The 15617-nt window shown below is 71.0% G+C and carries 10 protein-coding genes; 8 read left to right on the plus strand and 2 right to left on the minus strand.

The window, feature by feature from the left end; all coding sequences use genetic code 11:
• Positions 1-270: 270 nt before the first annotated feature.
• Positions 271-1533 carry a hypothetical protein gene (locus FXF52_RS36965; protein ID WP_222870883.1) on the plus strand — a complete coding sequence of 421 codons (1263 nt, stop codon included), beginning with the start codon at positions 271-273 and terminating at the stop codon, positions 1531-1533.
• Entirely contained in the window at positions 1524-1889 is a 366-nt protein-coding gene (locus tag FXF52_RS42690; protein ID WP_222870884.1) for a hypothetical protein, read from the plus strand. The genes FXF52_RS36965 and FXF52_RS42690 overlap by 10 nt, the downstream gene beginning before the upstream one ends.
• A gap of 305 nt (positions 1890-2194) precedes the next feature.
• Here FXF52_RS42690 and FXF52_RS36970 read toward each other — a convergent pair whose 3' ends face one another.
• Complete coding sequence (locus FXF52_RS36970; RefSeq protein WP_222870886.1) at positions 2195-2527, minus strand: metalloregulator ArsR/SmtB family transcription factor; 333 nt, start codon at positions 2525-2527, stop codon at positions 2195-2197.
• An 88-nt stretch (positions 2528-2615) separates the two neighbouring features.
• Between FXF52_RS36970 and FXF52_RS36975 the strand changes: the two genes are divergently transcribed.
• From FXF52_RS36975 to FXF52_RS37000, 6 genes are all read left to right on the plus strand, one after another.
• Entirely contained in the window at positions 2616-4625 is a 2010-nt protein-coding gene (locus FXF52_RS36975) for a heavy metal translocating P-type ATPase (RefSeq protein WP_148804329.1), read from the plus strand.
• A gap of 466 nt (positions 4626-5091) precedes the next feature.
• A complete protein-coding gene (locus tag FXF52_RS36980; RefSeq protein ID WP_187413935.1) occupies positions 5092-6936 on the plus strand; it encodes a multicopper oxidase family protein in 1845 nt (614 codons plus the stop codon).
• 126 nt (positions 6937-7062) lie between these two features.
• Entirely contained in the window at positions 7063-8529 is a 1467-nt protein-coding gene (locus FXF52_RS36985; protein WP_187413936.1) for an alpha/beta hydrolase, read from the plus strand.
• A 60-nt stretch (positions 8530-8589) separates the two neighbouring features.
• Positions 8590-9843, plus strand: coding sequence for a sensor histidine kinase (locus FXF52_RS36990; protein WP_255472740.1), 1254 nt, complete (start codon positions 8590-8592; stop codon positions 9841-9843).
• Positions 9840-10535 (plus strand): response regulator transcription factor, encoded by a 696-nt coding sequence (locus FXF52_RS36995; RefSeq protein ID WP_148804327.1) that lies wholly within the window; start codon positions 9840-9842, stop codon positions 10533-10535. The genes FXF52_RS36990 and FXF52_RS36995 overlap by 4 nt, the downstream gene beginning before the upstream one ends.
• A 69-nt stretch (positions 10536-10604) precedes the next feature.
• The gene (locus tag FXF52_RS37000; RefSeq protein WP_222870885.1) at positions 10605-12788 is read left to right on the plus strand and encodes an MMPL family transporter; all 2184 of its coding nucleotides are present in this window, start codon (positions 10605-10607) and stop codon (positions 12786-12788) included.
• Between the two features lie 125 nt (positions 12789-12913).
• Here the strand turns inward: FXF52_RS37000 and FXF52_RS37005 are convergent, their stop codons facing one another.
• Positions 12914-15355, minus strand: a complete 2442-nt coding sequence (locus FXF52_RS37005) for a sialidase family protein (RefSeq protein ID WP_148804328.1) — start codon at positions 15353-15355, stop codon at positions 12914-12916.
• Between the last annotated feature and the right edge of the window lie 262 nt (positions 15356-15617).

Below are 15617 nucleotides of genomic sequence, written 5' to 3' on the forward strand. Positions count from 1 at the left end.
GGTCCGATACACCACCCTGGGCGCGGCGGGATCCCGACGACGAGGCACAACCACACCCAACCCGACGGGTACGACAATTTCCGGCAGCGACCAACCCGGCGAACGTTACTGGACACCGCACCAGTGAGGCTTCGCCTCGGACCGCCGAGGTGGGTGGCTGGGCTGGTCGGGCCGGTGCTGGTGGGCGCATCCTGGCATTCGTAGACGTGGATGCGGAGGTTGGTCATGGCCTCACGGCTGACGAGAACGAATGCGGTCACGGTCAACAACGTGCTCGACGGGCAGAAGCTGCTGGAGATCGACTGCTTGGACCGGGTCTATCTGACCATGTCCGTGCCGAACCTGGTCGTCGGTGGGCAGGTGGTCAGCTTCCTCAATCAGCACGAGGGCATGCCGGTGCCGTCTCCTGCGCTGTTGGAACGCCGCGGGCAGACCTTCCGCCGGGCGGTGATGTCGTTCGCTGAGGCCAACGACATCCCGGTCATCAGCTTCACCGGCAGAAAGGAGAAGACCCGGCCGGGTGTGCTGGCGGGCAGCCCGTGGCCGGAACGCAAGATCGACCAGGTGATGCCGTTGATGCGCAAAGCCGCGGCTACCGGCCGGTCCCAGGTCGTCGCGATCGGGGTGGCGCAGGAGTACCAGCGCGTGTTCACCGGGTCGAAGTCCGCCACCGATACGGGGGCCGTGTGGTTCACCTACCAGCGCGTCGACCGGCGGGTCACCTGCTACTACTTCTATCTGTGGGACACCGACTTCGGGCCGGCGTTCATCAAGATCTGCGCCTACTTCCCCTACCCGGGAAAGATCTGGTTCAACGGGCACGAGTGGGCCAAACGCCAAGCCGCCAAGGCCGGCATCAGCTTCCGTGAACTGTCCAACGGCTTCGCCGCCTGCGAGGACCCGCACGCGCTGCAGGACATCTGTGACCGGCTCGGACCCGGCACCATCACCGTGTTCGCCGAACGCTGGTCGGCCCGCCTACCACTACCGTTCACCCCCGCCGATCGGGCCGCCGGCTACTGGTGGGACATCTCCATGCGCCAGATCGAGGTCGCCAAGACCATCGTGTTCACCGCACCCCGCCACGCCGCGCCTTCTTCGAAGCCCTCGCCGCGGACAACCTCGACATCGGCCGCCCCGACAACATGGAGATCATCTTCAACCGGCAGATCCGCTCCACCACCAAAGGCGTGTTCCGCACCGCCATCGACCGCGACAACGACGGCGTCGTGGTCAACGCCTTCTACCGGCACTCACGGATCAAGTACTACCTCAAAGACCGCCGGGCGCTACGCATCGAGACCGTCATCAACGACACCTACGACATCGGTGTGCTGCGCCGTCTGGAACACCTCCACGAGGTCATCGCCAAAGCCCGTGACGCCAACCGCCGGCTGCTGGACACTATCCGTGCCGGTCAGAGCTGCGTCCTTGCGAGCCCAGTCATCGAACGGGTCGCACAGCCCACCCTCACCGAGGATGGCAGGAGGGCCCCAGCGCTACGCTTCGCCGACCCTCGGGTCATGGCCCTGACCGGCGCCCTATGCCTGAGCCTGTTCGCCGTCACCGGCGTCACCAACAAGAGCCTTCGCGCCTTGACCGCCCGGCTGCTCGGCACCGGCTACACCACCAGCCAGATGACCTACGACCTCCGCCGTCTCCGGTTCAACGGCCTGATCCGACGCATCGAACACACCCACACCTACGTCCTGACCCCCGACGGCCAACGCCTCGCGATCTTCTACACCAAACTCAACGACCGCCTCCTACGCCCACTCCTCGCCACCGACCAACCCCAAGCACCACCCGCCCTCCGCCACGCCCTGACAGCCATCGACCACCACGTCGACGACTACATCGCCCGAGCACGACTCAAAACCGCAGCCTGAAAACCTGACCCACGTGTTCAGATTCTCGAACCCAAGGATCTAGCATCCCGGCTGCGAGCTGCCATCCACCGCACCACATCTCGATGGAGCGGAAAAGGGACAGGGTGGCCGCTCGGGGGCGGCCTACCGGACGTACGAGACGGTCACCCTGGCCCTGGAACTACTCGGCTTGCCGCCCATATCGGCATGCTGCGCCCGCCGGGCGACTCCCCGACCGGTTCGTCCAGTTGACGGTCCGGTGCCCTCGGCATGTCGGGGCGGCCGACCTCAGCGGGGGTGGCCCGACATCTCCAGGCCCAAGCCCGTTACGGGGTGATGGCGTGGCTGTGCGGGCCGTCGGGCAGGTTGCGGTCGGTGTGGTCGGCGTGGAAGAGCGCCTCGGCGAGCAGGGCGCGGACGTGGGTGTCGGCGGCGGAGTAGTGCACGAAGGTGCCCTCGCGTCGGCCGCGGACGAGGCCGGCCAGGCGGAGTTTGGCCAGGTGTTGGCTGACGGCGGTGGGGGCGGCGCCGACGATGTCGGCGAGGCAGGCGACGGATGACTCGCCCTGCAGAAGCGCCCAGAGGATTTTGATGCGGGTGGGATCGGCGAGCAGCCGGAAGCCTTCGGCGGCGAGGTGGACCTGCTCGTCGTTGGGCATCTGGAAGTCCGGCAGCGAGGTGTGCACCCGCCCATGGTAGCGGAGGCTGCGCACTCAGCCACCTACCTGACTAGCTACCTGCATGACTATGCAGGTAGTGTTCCTTGTCGTGACCACAACGACAGCTTCACCCCGCCCGACCGCCACCGCGCCGGCGCCCGGATCCCGGCGGTTGGCGGCCCGGGCATGGGCCTTGACCGAGGTGCGCTGGGCAGTTCTGGCCACGATGCTGTTCGCCGCTGGCGGGGTGGCGCACCTGTTGGGCGCGCCGGCGCCGGTGTGGTGGGCGCTGTATCTGGCCTGCTACGCCGCTGGCGGCTGGGAGCCGGCCCTGGCCGGGCTGAGGGCCCTGCGCGAGCGGACCTTGGACGTCGACCTGCTGATGATCGTGGCCGCGCTCGGGGCGGCGGGGATCGGGCAGGTGTTCGACGGGGCACTGCTGATCGTCATCTTCGCCACCTCCGGCGCGTTGGAGGCGTTCGCCACCGCCCGCACCGCGGACTCGGTGCGGGCGTTGCTGGACGTGGCCCCGGAGCAGGCGACGCGCCTGGACGCCGACGGCGGCGAGACGGTGGTGAACACGGTCGATCTGCGGGTCGGTGACCTGGTGCGGGTGCGCCCGGGTGAGCGGATCGGCGCCGACGCGGTCGTCGTCGAGGGCGCCAGCGAGGTGGATCAGGCCACCATTACCGGCGAACCGCTGCCGGTGGCCAAGTCGGTCGGTGACGAGGTGTTCGCGGGCACGCTCAACGGCACCGGCACGCTGGTCGTGCGGGCGCATCGCGCAGCGGGTGAGTCGGTGATCGCCCGCATCGTCGCACTGGTGGAGCAGGCGTCGGCGACCAAGGCCCGCACGCAGTTGTTCATCGAGAAGGTCGAGCAGCGGTACTCGATCGCGGTCGTGGTCGCCACCCTGGCACTGTTCGCCGTCCCCCTGGCCTTCGGCGCCGACCTGCAGTCGACGTTGCTGCGGGCGATGACGTTCATGATCGTGGCATCGCCGTGCGCGGTGGTCCTCGCCACGATGCCGCCGCTGCTGTCCGCGATCGCTCTCGCCGGCCGCCACGGCGTGCTGGTCAAGTCCGCCGTGGTCATGGAACACCTCGCCGACACCGACCTGGTGGCGTTCGACAAGACCGGCACCCTCACCGAAGGCCACCCCCGCGTCGTCGACATCCACCCCATCGGCGACGCGCACACCGAAGAGGTGCTGCGGGTGGCCGCCGGGGCGGAACACGCCAGCGAGCACCCGGTCGGCGCCGCGGTCCTCGCGGCCGCCCGGGACCGTGGGCTGCCGATCCCGGCAGCGAGTGACTTCACCTCCGTACCCGGGCGGGGCGTGCGGGCCGTGGTCGACGGCCGCCGGGTGGCCGTGGGCGCTCCCGTGCTGCTTGACGACCTGGCGCCCACCGCCGTTGACACGGCCGTGGCCCAGGCCCGAGCGGTGGCCGCTGACGCGCAGGCCGCCGGACGGACCGCCGTGGTGGTGCTCGTCGACGGGGCACCCGTCGGGGTGCTCGCCCTGGCCGACCGCATCCGCGCCGACGCCGCCGACACCGTGACCGCGCTGACCCGACTCACCGGGGCCAAGCCGATGCTGCTCACCGGCGACAACCCCGGCGCCGCGGCACACCTCGCGGCGGAGGCCGGAATCACCGACGTGCACGCCGGACTGCTGCCCCAGGACAAGGTCGACCGGGTACGCGCCGCACAGACCGACGGCCGGCGGGTGCTGCTGGTCGGCGACGGCGTCAACGACGCCCCCGCCCTCGCCGCAGCCAACCTCGGCGTCGCCATGGGCCGCGGCGGCTCCGACCTCGCCCTGCACAGCGCCGACGCCGTCCTCGTCCGCGACGACCTGCCCACCCTGCCCGCCGCCATCGCCCTGTCCCGACGCGCCCGCCGCCTCGTCAAGGCGAACCTGACCATCGCCGCCACCTTCATCACCGTGCTGGTCTGCTGGGACCTGTTCGGCCACCTCCCCCTCCCCCTGGGCGTGGCCGGACACGAGGGCTCCACCGTCATCGTCGGCCTCAACGGCCTACGCCTGCTCGCCTCCTCCGCCTGGCGACGCGCGCAAACCGAAGGAACGCCGTGAGCCGTCGCAGCCGTGACGGCGGCGCGACGGCCGGTTGCACCGCCACGGTCCGTCGGGGGTGCTGCATCACCCACCACGCCACGTGCGACAACACCTCGCCTGAGGGCACGTCGCCGTAGTGGGCGTCCTCGCGGTCGCCGCCGCGTACCTGCTGGAACGGCCGCTGCGATTGGTCCGACGCCGATAGCCGCAGCCCAACGAGACGACGGCTCCCGGGACGAACACGGGTGCCGATTCCCGCCAGTTGGCCGCAGCTTGCCCGCTCTCGACGCCCCCGGTGATAGTGACGCCGCCGGTATGGTCCGGTGGCGGCGGGTAGATCATCGACATTGGGCAGGGGTGACCGGTGTTCCTCTGGGTGCATTACACCGACATGGTGATCGCGCTGCTGGCTGTGCCCATCGCCGTGGCAGCGGGCTGGGCTGTGATGCGTCTCCCGGCCTCGACAGGCTCCGGGCCTTCGCGGATGTGGCGCCTGCTGTTCGGGCTGCTGCTCGGCGGGGCTGCCCTGCGGTTGGTTGCGGCTCTGCTTCTGCTGCCGAACGGGTGGGACTTCGCGGGGCCGAGGTTGGTGTTCGTCGCCCCGGCGCTGGCGCTGGTCGCGACGGTTTACGCGGTGTGGGTACGTCCGACGCCGGGGTCGCCCGATGGCGAGCGGGCGGTAGCCACGTGGCCCGGCGACTACTGGGCGGCGGCGGCCGCGGTAGGTGCGGTGCTGGTGGCCAGCGCGGCGGAGTTGGCCGGCACGGGCGCCGCTGCGATGACGGGTGTGGGTGTACTCGGCGCTGCCGCGGTGGGTTCGGTGTGGCGGCGGACCCGGTGGAGTCGGCGGTCGGCCGGCCGGTGGTGGCGTACGGCGGCGAAAGGGACGCTCGGCGTCGCGGTCGCCGCTGCGGTAGTCGCGGGATGGTCCACCGTCAGCCAGTTACCGGCGCGCAGCAGCATGGCCGGCGGCCCGGTCGACCTCGGCGGCGGCAGCATGACAGCCCATAGCCACCACGGTGGTGTCAGTGTGACCACGTTGACCGGCACCTATACCGCCGGCGTGCCGGCCCGCCGGTTCACCTTGACCGCGCAGCCCGCCACGATCCGGCTGGACTCCGGTCAGCAGGTGCAGGCATGGACGTTCAACGGCATCACCCCGGGCCCGCAGCTGCGGGTCCGGCAGGGGGACCTGGTGGAGGTGTCCCTGGTCAACCGGCTGCCCGGCGTGGGAGTGACCCTGCACTGGCACGGCGTGGACGTGCCCAACGCGATGGACGGCGTGGCCGGGGTGACTCAGAACGCGGTCGCGCCGGGCGGCCGGTTCGTGTACCGGTTCCGGGCCACGCAGGTCGGCACGTACTGGTACCACTCCCACGAGATGTCCTCCGTCCAGGTCCGTCGGGGCCTGTTCGGGGCGCTCGTGGTCCTGCCCGCCGACGCGCCCGAGCAGAGCGACGCTGTCGATGAGACGGTGCTGCGGCACACGTGGGTCGACGAGGACGGTGTCGCGACCCTCGGCGTGACCACCGGCGTGCAGCGGCGACTGGTGCCGGCCGGTCGGCAGGTTAGGCTACGGCTGGTCAACACCGACGGAAACCCCGCCACCTTCACCCTGACCGGCGCCCCGCTGCGGGTCGTCGCGATCGACGGCACCGACGTGCACGAACCGAATCTGCTCAAGGGCGTGCGGATCCTGGTCGGCGGTGGGGCCCGCTACGATCTGGCGTTCACCATGCCCGACCAGCCGGTCGTCCTCCGCGCGGACGGTCCGACGATCGTCTACAGCCCCGACGGGAACGCCGGCCCCGGCCGCGAAAGTCCACCGCCGGCGTTGCTGGACCCCGCCCGCTACGGCACCCCCGCCGCCACCCCGTTCGGGGCGGCCAGCCACGTCGACCGGCGCTTCACGCTACGCGTCGACGAGCGGCTCGGCTTCTACGACGGCCGCCCGGCGGTGCGGTACACGTTCAACAACCGGTCGTTCCCGGACGTGCCGATGCTCATGGTCGCCCCCGGTGACCTGGTCGAGGTCACCTACGTCAACCGCAGCGGCCAGCACCATCCCATGCACCTGCACGGCCACCACATGCTGGTGCTGAACCGGGATGGCCAGGCCACCACCGGAAGTCCCTGGTGGGTCGACACCCTCGACGTCGGGCCAGGCGAGACCTACCGGGTGGCGTTCCGGGCGGACAACCCCGGGATCTGGATGGACCACTGCCACAACCTCGAACACGCCGCCAACGGCATGATCCTGCACCTGGGCTACACAGGCGTCACCACGCCCTTCCGGACCGGGCGCGGCACCGCCAACCACCCGGAGTAGGCCTGCTGCGGGGCGCCGCCCGACGCCCTCTACTACGGGCGGAGTAGGCGGCAGTAGCAGCGGCGTGCGGTGGTTGCCTACGGGAGGCGGACGATGCCGTGCGCCCGGGCCGCGACGATCGGTGGCATGCCAGAACCGTTGCTGTCTGCACCCGCGCCAACCGCGGTCCTGCGCCCCGCGGCGGAGCACCGGCCGCTGCGCCGGGGCCCTCTGCTGATCACGTCGCTGCTGGCCGTGACGGCCGGTGTCCTGATCTACCTCGCTCCGCTGGCCGCCGTGTGGCGCACCGCGTGGCCGTACGCGCTGCTGTTCGCCGCACTTGGCGCCGCACAGTTGGGTGCGGTTGCCCGCGTGCTGGCCCGCCCGACGTCGCGTCGGGTGGTGTTGGCTGCCGCGGCGGCGCTGGCCGTACTCGTCGTGTGGCTCCTGACCCGCGGCGCGCCGGTCCTGCCCGGTCCCTCGCCGTGGATACCGGCCGACTCGGTGATCGGGTTCGTCGACTACATCTGCGCGGGGTTACAGGTCATCGGCGTAGCGGGATTCGGCATCGTGTGGGTTCTGCGCGCGGTGGCCGCCTCCCGCGGCTCCGAGGCGCCGGCCGCGCGCGGGCCGCGGCTGCGCCGAGTGGCGGGGGCGGTCGCTGTCGTGCCGGTGACGCTGGTCGTGCTCCTGGCCACGTTCGTGGGGTTCAGCGGGGCCAGCGACGGGTTCGCGGGAGCCGGGTTCCCCGGCGGCACCGTGGCTCCACGGCACCTGCCCGCCGGGCAGCGCAGCACGGTGGAGTACTGCCGGATCGACGGAGTCCCGCTGGCCATGGATGTCTACACTCCGCCGGCCGGCGCCGCGACGCCGGGCCGGGGCGCCCCGGTGGCGATGTACATCCACGGTGGTGGCCTGGTGCTCGGCGACCGGAAACTCTCCGGGCTGGGCGCGTCACTGTCCAACCATCAGGCTGCGCTGTTCACCCCGCTGCGGGAGCGGCTGAATGCCAATGGCTACCTCGTCGCCTCGATCGATTACCGGCTGACCCCCGCCGCCCCGTGGCCCGCCCCGCTCGAGGATGCCAAATGTGCGGTACGGTTCCTCCGGACGCACGCCGCCGACCTCGGCATCGACCCATTCCGCATCGGTGTGTGGGGTGCCAGTGGCGGCGGTTGGCTTTCGTCGATGCTGGGTCTGACCGGTCGGCAGGGTGGGTCCGGCCCGTACGCCGACCAGTCCAGCGCGGTGCAGGCCGTGGTGGACATGTTCGGCCCCACCGACCTCAACGACTTCGCCGATGCGCCGCCGTTCGTCCGGTTCCTGCTGTGGGCGGGTATCGGCACATCCACGGCTACCCGCCACTCGGCCAGCCCGATCAACCACATCTCCAGAGATGCGCCGCCGTTCCTGGTCGTGCACGGCGCGCAGGACGAGGACGTCGCACCGCGCCAGTCCGTCCGGTTCGCCGAGCGGCTGCGCGCCGCCGGCGTGTCGACAGAGTTCGTCGAGGTCGCCGGCACCGGGCACACCCTCGCCAGCCCCGGGCAGCAACCCTCGACGCAGGAGGTGACCGACATGGTGGCGGACTTCTTCATGACAGTGCAGCGATGACCACGGCGCGACGGCCCGTGGCGGATCGGCTGCGCGGGCGCATACGGTGAGCGCGTGGTGATGGGCGGGCCGGTGCTGCGGCGGTGGATGGTGGACGCCGGGATCACGCTCGCGGTGCTGGTTGCCGCCGAGATCGCGATAGCGACCGGCAGCGAGGACGGCGCGGTCGACCGGGACTGGTTCGCGTACCTGCTCGGAGTGGCGCTGGCGGCGCCGCTGCTGCTGCGCCGGCGGTACCCGACCGCCGTGCTGTACGCAGTCTCAGCGGCGTTGCTGCTGTTCTACGCCCTCGACTATCCGGGGTTCCCGCCGGCACTGGTGCTCGCGGTACCGCTGTATGACGTGACCCGCGCAGGCCGCCTGTGGTGGGCGATGCCGGTGCCGGTGTTCTTCCTGACCGTCGGTGCTGTCGTCCTGATCGCGCACCGGGAGATGCCGCCACTGAACCTGCTCGCCGCGTTCCTGCCGCAGGCTACGACGCTGGCGGTGGCGATGCTGCTCGCCGCGTTGATGCGCAGCCGGACCGCGTACGCCGCCGAGGTGCGGCACCGGCTGGACCAGGCAGAACGGGAGCGCGAACTGGAGGCGCGGCGCCTGGTCACCGAGGAACGGCTGCGGATCGCCCGCGACCTGCACGACACAGTCGGACACGCGATCGCCACCATCACCGTGCAGTCCGCCGCCGCGCTGCGGCTGCTGGACGCAGAGCCCGAGCGGACTCGGGAGGCGCTGCTCAACATTCGGGGCACCGGCAAGGCGGCGCTGGCCGAGATGCGCGCCACCCTCGGTCAGCTGCGCTCCGACGACAGGCCGGGCCCAGCGGGGCCGGACCTGCGCGGGACCCGGCCGGTGAAAAGGGACACGGGCCTGCACCGGCTGCCCGAGTTGCTGGCCGCAGTGCGGGCGGCGGGTTTGCCGGTCGAGCTGCACAGCGAACTGTCCGGCGAGCCGCTGCCCGCAGCGCTCGACGAGGTGGCGTACCGGATCGTGCAGGAGTCCTTGACCAACGTGCTGCGGCACGCCGGGGCGGCCGCTTGTGCCGAGGTGCTGCTGCGGGCGGTGCCGGACTCGCTGTGGGTGGAGGTACGCGACGACGGGGCGGGCACGGATGCCGGCGGGACGCCGTCCGGCGGGCGGGGCCTGACCGGGATGCGGGAGCGCGCCGAGGCGTTGAGCGGCCGGTTCGAGGCGGGGCCGCGGCCGGGTGGGGGCTTCCAGGTCCGAGCGGTACTGCCCTGGGAGTCCCCGAAGCCCGGGCCGGCCGCACCGGTCACGGGATCGCAGCGGCAGGCGCGGGAGGGTGAGCTGACGTGATCCGGGTGCTGCTCGTCGACGACCAGGCCCTGGTGCGGGCGGGGTTCCGGGCGTTGCTGGAGGGTGTGCCGGACATCGACGTGGTGGGCGAGGCCGGCAACGGCGGCACGGCGGTCGCGCTGGCCCGGGAACTCCGCCCGGACGTGGTGCTGATGGACATCCGGATGCCCGATGTGGACGGCGTCACCGCGACCCGCCGGATCACCGGCGACGCGCAGCTGTCCGGGGTACGGGTGCTGGTGCTGACCACGTTCGCCGAGGAGGACGACGTGTTCGCCGCCCTCCGTTCCGGGGCCAGCGGCTTCCTGGTGAAGGACACCGACCCGGACGAGCTGGTGCAGGCGGTACGCGTGGTTGCCCGGGGCGATGCGTTGCTGTCGCCCAGCGTCACCCGGGCGGTGATCAGGCGCTCGGTCGGGGCGGGGCAGCCCGCCGCCAGGCCGAGGCCCGAGCCACCGGAGTTGGCCCTGCTCACCGCCCGGGAGCGGGAGGTGGTGCAGCTCGTCGCGGCTGGCCTGAGCAACGACGACATCGCAGTCCGTCTGGTGGTCAGCCCGCTCACCGCGAAGACCCACGTGTCCCGGGCGATGGTCAAGGTCGGCGCGCGGGACCGGGCCCAACTGGTGGTCTTCGCCTACCAGCACGGCCTGGTCACCCCGGACGGATACGACGCTGGAAGTACGGCCCGGTAGCAGGCCGCTGTGGAGAGCATCTCCGCTGGCGGGACGTTTCCGCCTCGGGCGCGCCGGACGATCAGCGGCATGACCGACTCATGGCTCTCCCGCCTCGCCGCCTTCTGCCACCGGCGCCGGTTGACGGTGCTGGCCGGCTGGATCGTGCTCGCCGCGGCCATGGTGCTGCTCGCCGTCGGGTACGGCGCCGGATCCGACAACGATTTCAGCACCGGCGCCACCCAGTCCGGTCAGGCACAGCAGTTGATCGCGGAGCACTTCCCCGGGTTCACCGGGGACAGCCTGACCCTGGCCGTGGACTCCGACATCGCCCTGGACGATCCCGTCGTGCGGGACCGGGTGCAGCCGCTCGTGGAGTTGCTCGCCGCCACCGAGCACGTCGCCCGGGTCAGTTCCCTGTACGACGCGCCGGACCAGATCACCGCTGACCGGCACATCGGGTACGCCGTGGCGATGCTCGACGTCCCGAGCGACGAGATGCCGGTCGCGGCGACCCGGGAGCTGCTCGGCCAGGTGCGCGAGGCCAGCGGGTCCGGGGTGACCTTCGCCTTGGCCGGGCCGGCCGTGAACAACGTCGAGACTCCCGGGGGTGGCCCGGCTGACGCGGTGGGGCTCGCCGCGGCAGCGGTCGTGCTGCTCGTCGCGTTTGGCTCGGTGCTGGCGATGGGGCTGCCCATCGTCACCGCGGTCTTCGGGATCGCGGTGGGCCTGTCCGGGATGGCCCTGCTGGGGCACGTCTTCCCCGCCCCCGGATTCGCGCCGGTCCTGGCCAGCATGATCGGACTCGGGGTGGGCGTCGACTACGCCCTGTTCATCGTGACCAGGTACCGGGAGGCGCTGCAGTCCGGACGTACCCCACGGGAGGCGGTGGTGACCGCGACCGCGACCGCCGGACGGGCGGTGCTGTTCGCCGGCGCGACCGTCGTGGTGGGCCTGGCCGGGCTGCTGCTGACCGGACTTGGCTTCATGCGCGGCCTGGCGGTCGGCGCGGCGGTGACGGTCCTCGCGACCATGCTGGCCGCGGTCACCCTGCTGCCGGCGCTGCTCGGCCTGGTCGGGCATCGGATCGACCGGCTGTCGGTGCATCGCCGCCGCGCCTCGGTCCGGCCCTGGTCGTCCCGCTGGGCCGACAGCGTCATCCGCCGGCCGCTGGTCGCCGCCGTGGCCGGGGTGCTGGTACTGGCGGCGTTGGCCGCGCCGGCGCTGGGCCTGCGGCTGAGCATGCCGGACGCGAGCACTCAGCCTCGGCACACCAGCGCCTACGCCGCGCATCGGATCCTCGCCGACGGGTTCGGTGCCGGCGTCGACGCCACCCTGTCGGTCGTGGTCAGCCTGCCCGACCGTGATCCGGACCGGGTCGCCACGGCGATCGCGGCCGAGCCCGGTGTGGCGTCGGTGAGCCCGCCGCGGCGCAGCGGCGACGGAGCCGTCGCCCTGCTCGCTGTCCGTCCGACCTCCGGCACCCAGGACGAGGCCACCATCGACCTGGTGCATCGGCTACGGGCGATCACCGCGGGCCAACCGGTCCTCGTCGGCGGCGTGGTCGCCGCGGCCATCGACTTCGCGGAACTGACCGCCGACCGGCTCCCCCTGGTAATTGTGGTGGTGGTCGGCCTGTCCCTGCTGTTGCTGGTGATGATCTTCCGGTCCGCGCTGCTCGCGGTGAAGGCCGGCCTGCTCAACCTGATCTCGATCGGCGCGTCGTTCGGGGTACTGGTGGCGGTGGTGCAGTGGGGCTGGCTGGGCGATGTACTGAACTTCCCCACCACGATGCCGGTCACCGCCTGGGTGCCGCTGATCATGTTCCCGGTGCTTTTCGGGCTCTCCATGGACTACGAGGTCTTCCTGGTGTCCCGGATTCGGGAGGCGTACGACACGATGGGCGACACCCGGCTGGCGGTACGCGAGGGGCTCACTGGCACCGCCCGGGTGATCACCGCTGCCGCGGCCATCATGATCGCGGTGTTCCTGTCCGTGATGCTCGGCGCCGACGTCGGGGTCAAGCAGCTCGGCCTCGGTCTGGCCGTCGCGGTGTTCGTGGACGCCACGATCGTGCGGCTGGTCCTGCTGCCGGCCACGATGAAACTGGTCGGCCGGTTTAACTGGTGGCTGCCGGGCTGGCTCGACCGGGCGTTGCCCAGGGTCCGCCTTGAGGAAGCCGGGCCGGCGACCGTCCCGGTGCCCGATTGCTCGGCTGCGGGTGACTCCGCGACCGGCGACGAGGCGGTGCGCCCAGAGGCGGCGACGGTGTGACAGCGATGATGGGCGGCCGCGAAGTGTCAGAGGAGTCTCGGCGGCGCCGAGACTCCTCTGACATCTCTGGTGGTGGCGGCGGTCCGCCCTGGTCGTGGCGTGGGCGCCGGGTGGTCGCCCGGCTGTCAGTCGTTGCGGTCGAGCCGCAGCTTCAAGATGCCGCGCCCGTAGGTCGCCGCGTAGAGCGTGTTGGTCGACGCCTGGTATTCGAGGTCGTTGACCGGAACCCGGGGCAGACCCCGTCCGAGGCGGTACCACCGCACGTCCGGGTTCTGGCTCTTCGCCTTGGCCACGTTCGCGGTGAAGACGCCGAGGTCCGTGGCGACGAAGACCCGGTTGCGGTTGAGCGGGTCGACGACGACGTCCTGGGTGGGCGCCATCGGCAGGTTGCCGCTGATGTCGACCCAGTTGGCGCCGCCGTCCGTGGTCCGCAGGACATGGGCGTCGTTGTCGGCGTTGCGCAGCCCGGAGTACGTCACGTACGCCACGTTCGCGTCCCTCGGGTCGACGGCCACCCGGGTGACCCAACGATCCGGCAGGTCAGGGTCGGTGAAGCGGGTCCAGGTCTGACCGAGGTCCTTGCTGCCCCACAGCCAGCCATCATCGGTACCGGCGTAGATGACGTTCGGGTTCGACGGGGCCGCAGCCACCGTCGTGATCGCGCCGAACGGGTACGACGGGTCGGTGCCCGATTCGGGGTTGCTGAGGCTCGGACTGATCACCGACCACGTCCCTGCCTGCGCCCGGTTGGTCGACCGGTTGAGGATGTTGCCACCGTAGTAGACGACCGCCGGGTCACTCGGGTCCAGCTGGACGGCGGTCTGCCAGTTGCGGCGCTGCGAGACGGTCTGGCTGGTGAAACTCGAGCTGTTGTTCCCCGCGTTCACCGAGCGCGAGCAGCTGCCGAACTGCGAGCACGCGTACACGAAGTTGTGGTTGCTCGGGTCGATCAGCGTGTAGAGGCCGTCGCCGCATCCGCCGTATGACCCCCAGTCTCCGGTGACGACGCCGGCGGAGTTCCACGAGCGGAGGCAGCCGTTGTCCTGGGCGCCACCGACGATCCGGCTGGGGTCCTGCTCGCTGACGTCGGTGGTGTAGAACTGGGTCCAGGGCTCGTTCAGCGCCTCGGTCCAGGTGCCGTTGGCGCCGTTTCCGGCCGACCAGTAGAAGCCGCCGTCGTTGCCCTCGTAGGCTCGGTTCGGCGTTGTCGGGTCCCAGGCCATCGCGTGGTGGTCGGCGTGGAGGTTGCCGACGTTTGCCCAGGTGGACCCGCCGTTCTGGGAGAGCCGCAGGCTGACGCCGGCGATGAACAGCCGGTCAGGGTTGACCGGGTCGATCCAGGTCTTCGATGTCCATACCGTGTCGCCGCCGGGGTTGGCGTTCGTCATCGTTCGGAACGTCGCTCCGCCGTCGTCGGAACGATAGAAGCCGCGGAAGCCGCGTTGCGTCTGTCCCCCGCCACTTGCGGTCTGGTTCCAGTTGCCGGTCGTGATGTAGACGCGGCTCGGGTCACTTGGCGCGATCGCGACCGCCATCCGGGCCTGCGCTGTTGTCGTCTGGTTGTCAGTCGACGCGAACCCGATCGTGTCGCCGGGGGTGAACGAGGTGATGCGGTCGTTCTCCAACCGGGTCCAGGTGGCGCCACCATTGGTGGTGAGGTAGATGCCGGTGCCCGGTCCGGTGTAGCAGCGGCAGAGCGCTTCGCGGTGGTGGTCCCACATCGGCACGAAGAGCTTGTCCGGGTTCCTCGGGTCCATGGCGATGTCGGTGGCGCCGGTGAAGTCGTTGAGGCCTTGTAGGGCTCGGGTCCAGGTCGCGCCGTAGTCCGTCGACTTGTACAGCCCGCGTACGCCTCCTGGCGCGAACAGCGAGCCGCCGGCCGCGGCGTACACGATGTTCGGGTTCTGCGGGTTGAAGCGGATCGCGCCGATGGTGCTGGACCCCTGCAGCCCGATGCGGGTCCAGGTGGCTCCGTGGTCGGTCGACCGGTAGAGCCCGTCGCCGCCGTAGCTCAGGCTGCCGCCGCCGGGGTTGACCTCGCCTGTTCCGACCCAGACATCGCCGTTCGGCGCGACTGTCACCGCGCCGATCGATTGCGGGAAGTCGTCCGGCCATGCGTTGGTCATGCTGACGCCGGCGTCGTCGCTGCGCCAGACACCGGCCGTGGACACGGCCACGTAGACGCGGCCGGGCTGCGTCGGGTCGGGCGCGATGTCGGTCACCCGCCCGCCGACGTTCGACGGTCCGACGGGGGACCAGTTCGGGTCGACGAGCCCGTGGAGCTCCGACGGGATCGCCGCGGCCTGCTGCGCGGCCAGTTCGAGGTCGCCGGGTGTGATGACGTCGCCCGGTACCTGCCGGGAGTCGAGATAGACGTCGCGCAGTTCCGACTCTTCCTCCTCCTCCGCGTCCTCGCAGTTGGTCCCGAAGTCCGGGTCGTCGGCGTCGCACGCGACAATGTTGTCCGGGTCGTCCGACTCGGCTGCCGTCGCCAACGTGGACGGTGCGGCAGCGCCGAAGGCGGCCAGCACGACAGCCGCCGCGAGTAGCGCAATCCTTGGTCTCATCTCTCTCACCTCATTCGCCCGTTGCGGGAAATGCACATCACCGGCCTGCGCGTAGTGCCCCACCAGAGGCTAGGCCCGATAAGACATCGACTGCACTAATCACGTGCCGGAACGGTCGACTGATTGGTCGATGCAGATGTAGGAGTGGATCGGTTCCCGTCGCCCCAATTCTGCCGGCTGAAGGAGCCCTGGCCGGCGGTGGCAGCGTGGGCAGGCGGGCCCGCCGGGTCTAAGGCGTGTTTCGTAAGTCGAGCGATCCGCG

This window comes from Micromonospora sp. MP36 (genome assembly GCF_008119785.1).
Classification (GTDB): Bacteria; Actinomycetota; Actinomycetes; order Mycobacteriales; family Micromonosporaceae; genus Micromonospora.

Bases quoted from the DNA above. Each gene is read 5' to 3' on its own strand.
- FXF52_RS36990 (WP_255472740.1), top strand. From the start codon at position 8,590: ATGGGCGGGCCGGTGCTGCGGCGGTGGATGGTGGACGCCGGGATCACG.
- FXF52_RS36985 (WP_187413936.1), top strand. From the start codon at position 7,063: ATGCCAGAACCGTTGCTGTCTGCACCCGCGCCAACCGCGGTCCTGCGC.
- FXF52_RS37005 (WP_148804328.1), bottom strand. From the start codon at position 15,355: ATGAGACCAAGGATTGCGCTACTCGCGGCGGCTGTCGTGCTGGCCGCC.
- FXF52_RS37000 (WP_222870885.1), top strand. From the start codon at position 10,605: ATGACCGACTCATGGCTCTCCCGCCTCGCCGCCTTCTGCCACCGGCGC.
- FXF52_RS36970 (WP_222870886.1), bottom strand. From the start codon at position 2,527: ATGCCCAACGACGAGCAGGTCCACCTCGCCGCCGAAGGCTTCCGGCTG.
- FXF52_RS36975 (WP_148804329.1), top strand. From the start codon at position 2,616: ATGCAGGTAGTGTTCCTTGTCGTGACCACAACGACAGCTTCACCCCGC.
- FXF52_RS42690 (WP_222870884.1), top strand. From the start codon at position 1,524: ATGGCCCTGACCGGCGCCCTATGCCTGAGCCTGTTCGCCGTCACCGGC.
- FXF52_RS36980 (WP_187413935.1), top strand. From the start codon at position 5,092: ATGTGGCGCCTGCTGTTCGGGCTGCTGCTCGGCGGGGCTGCCCTGCGG.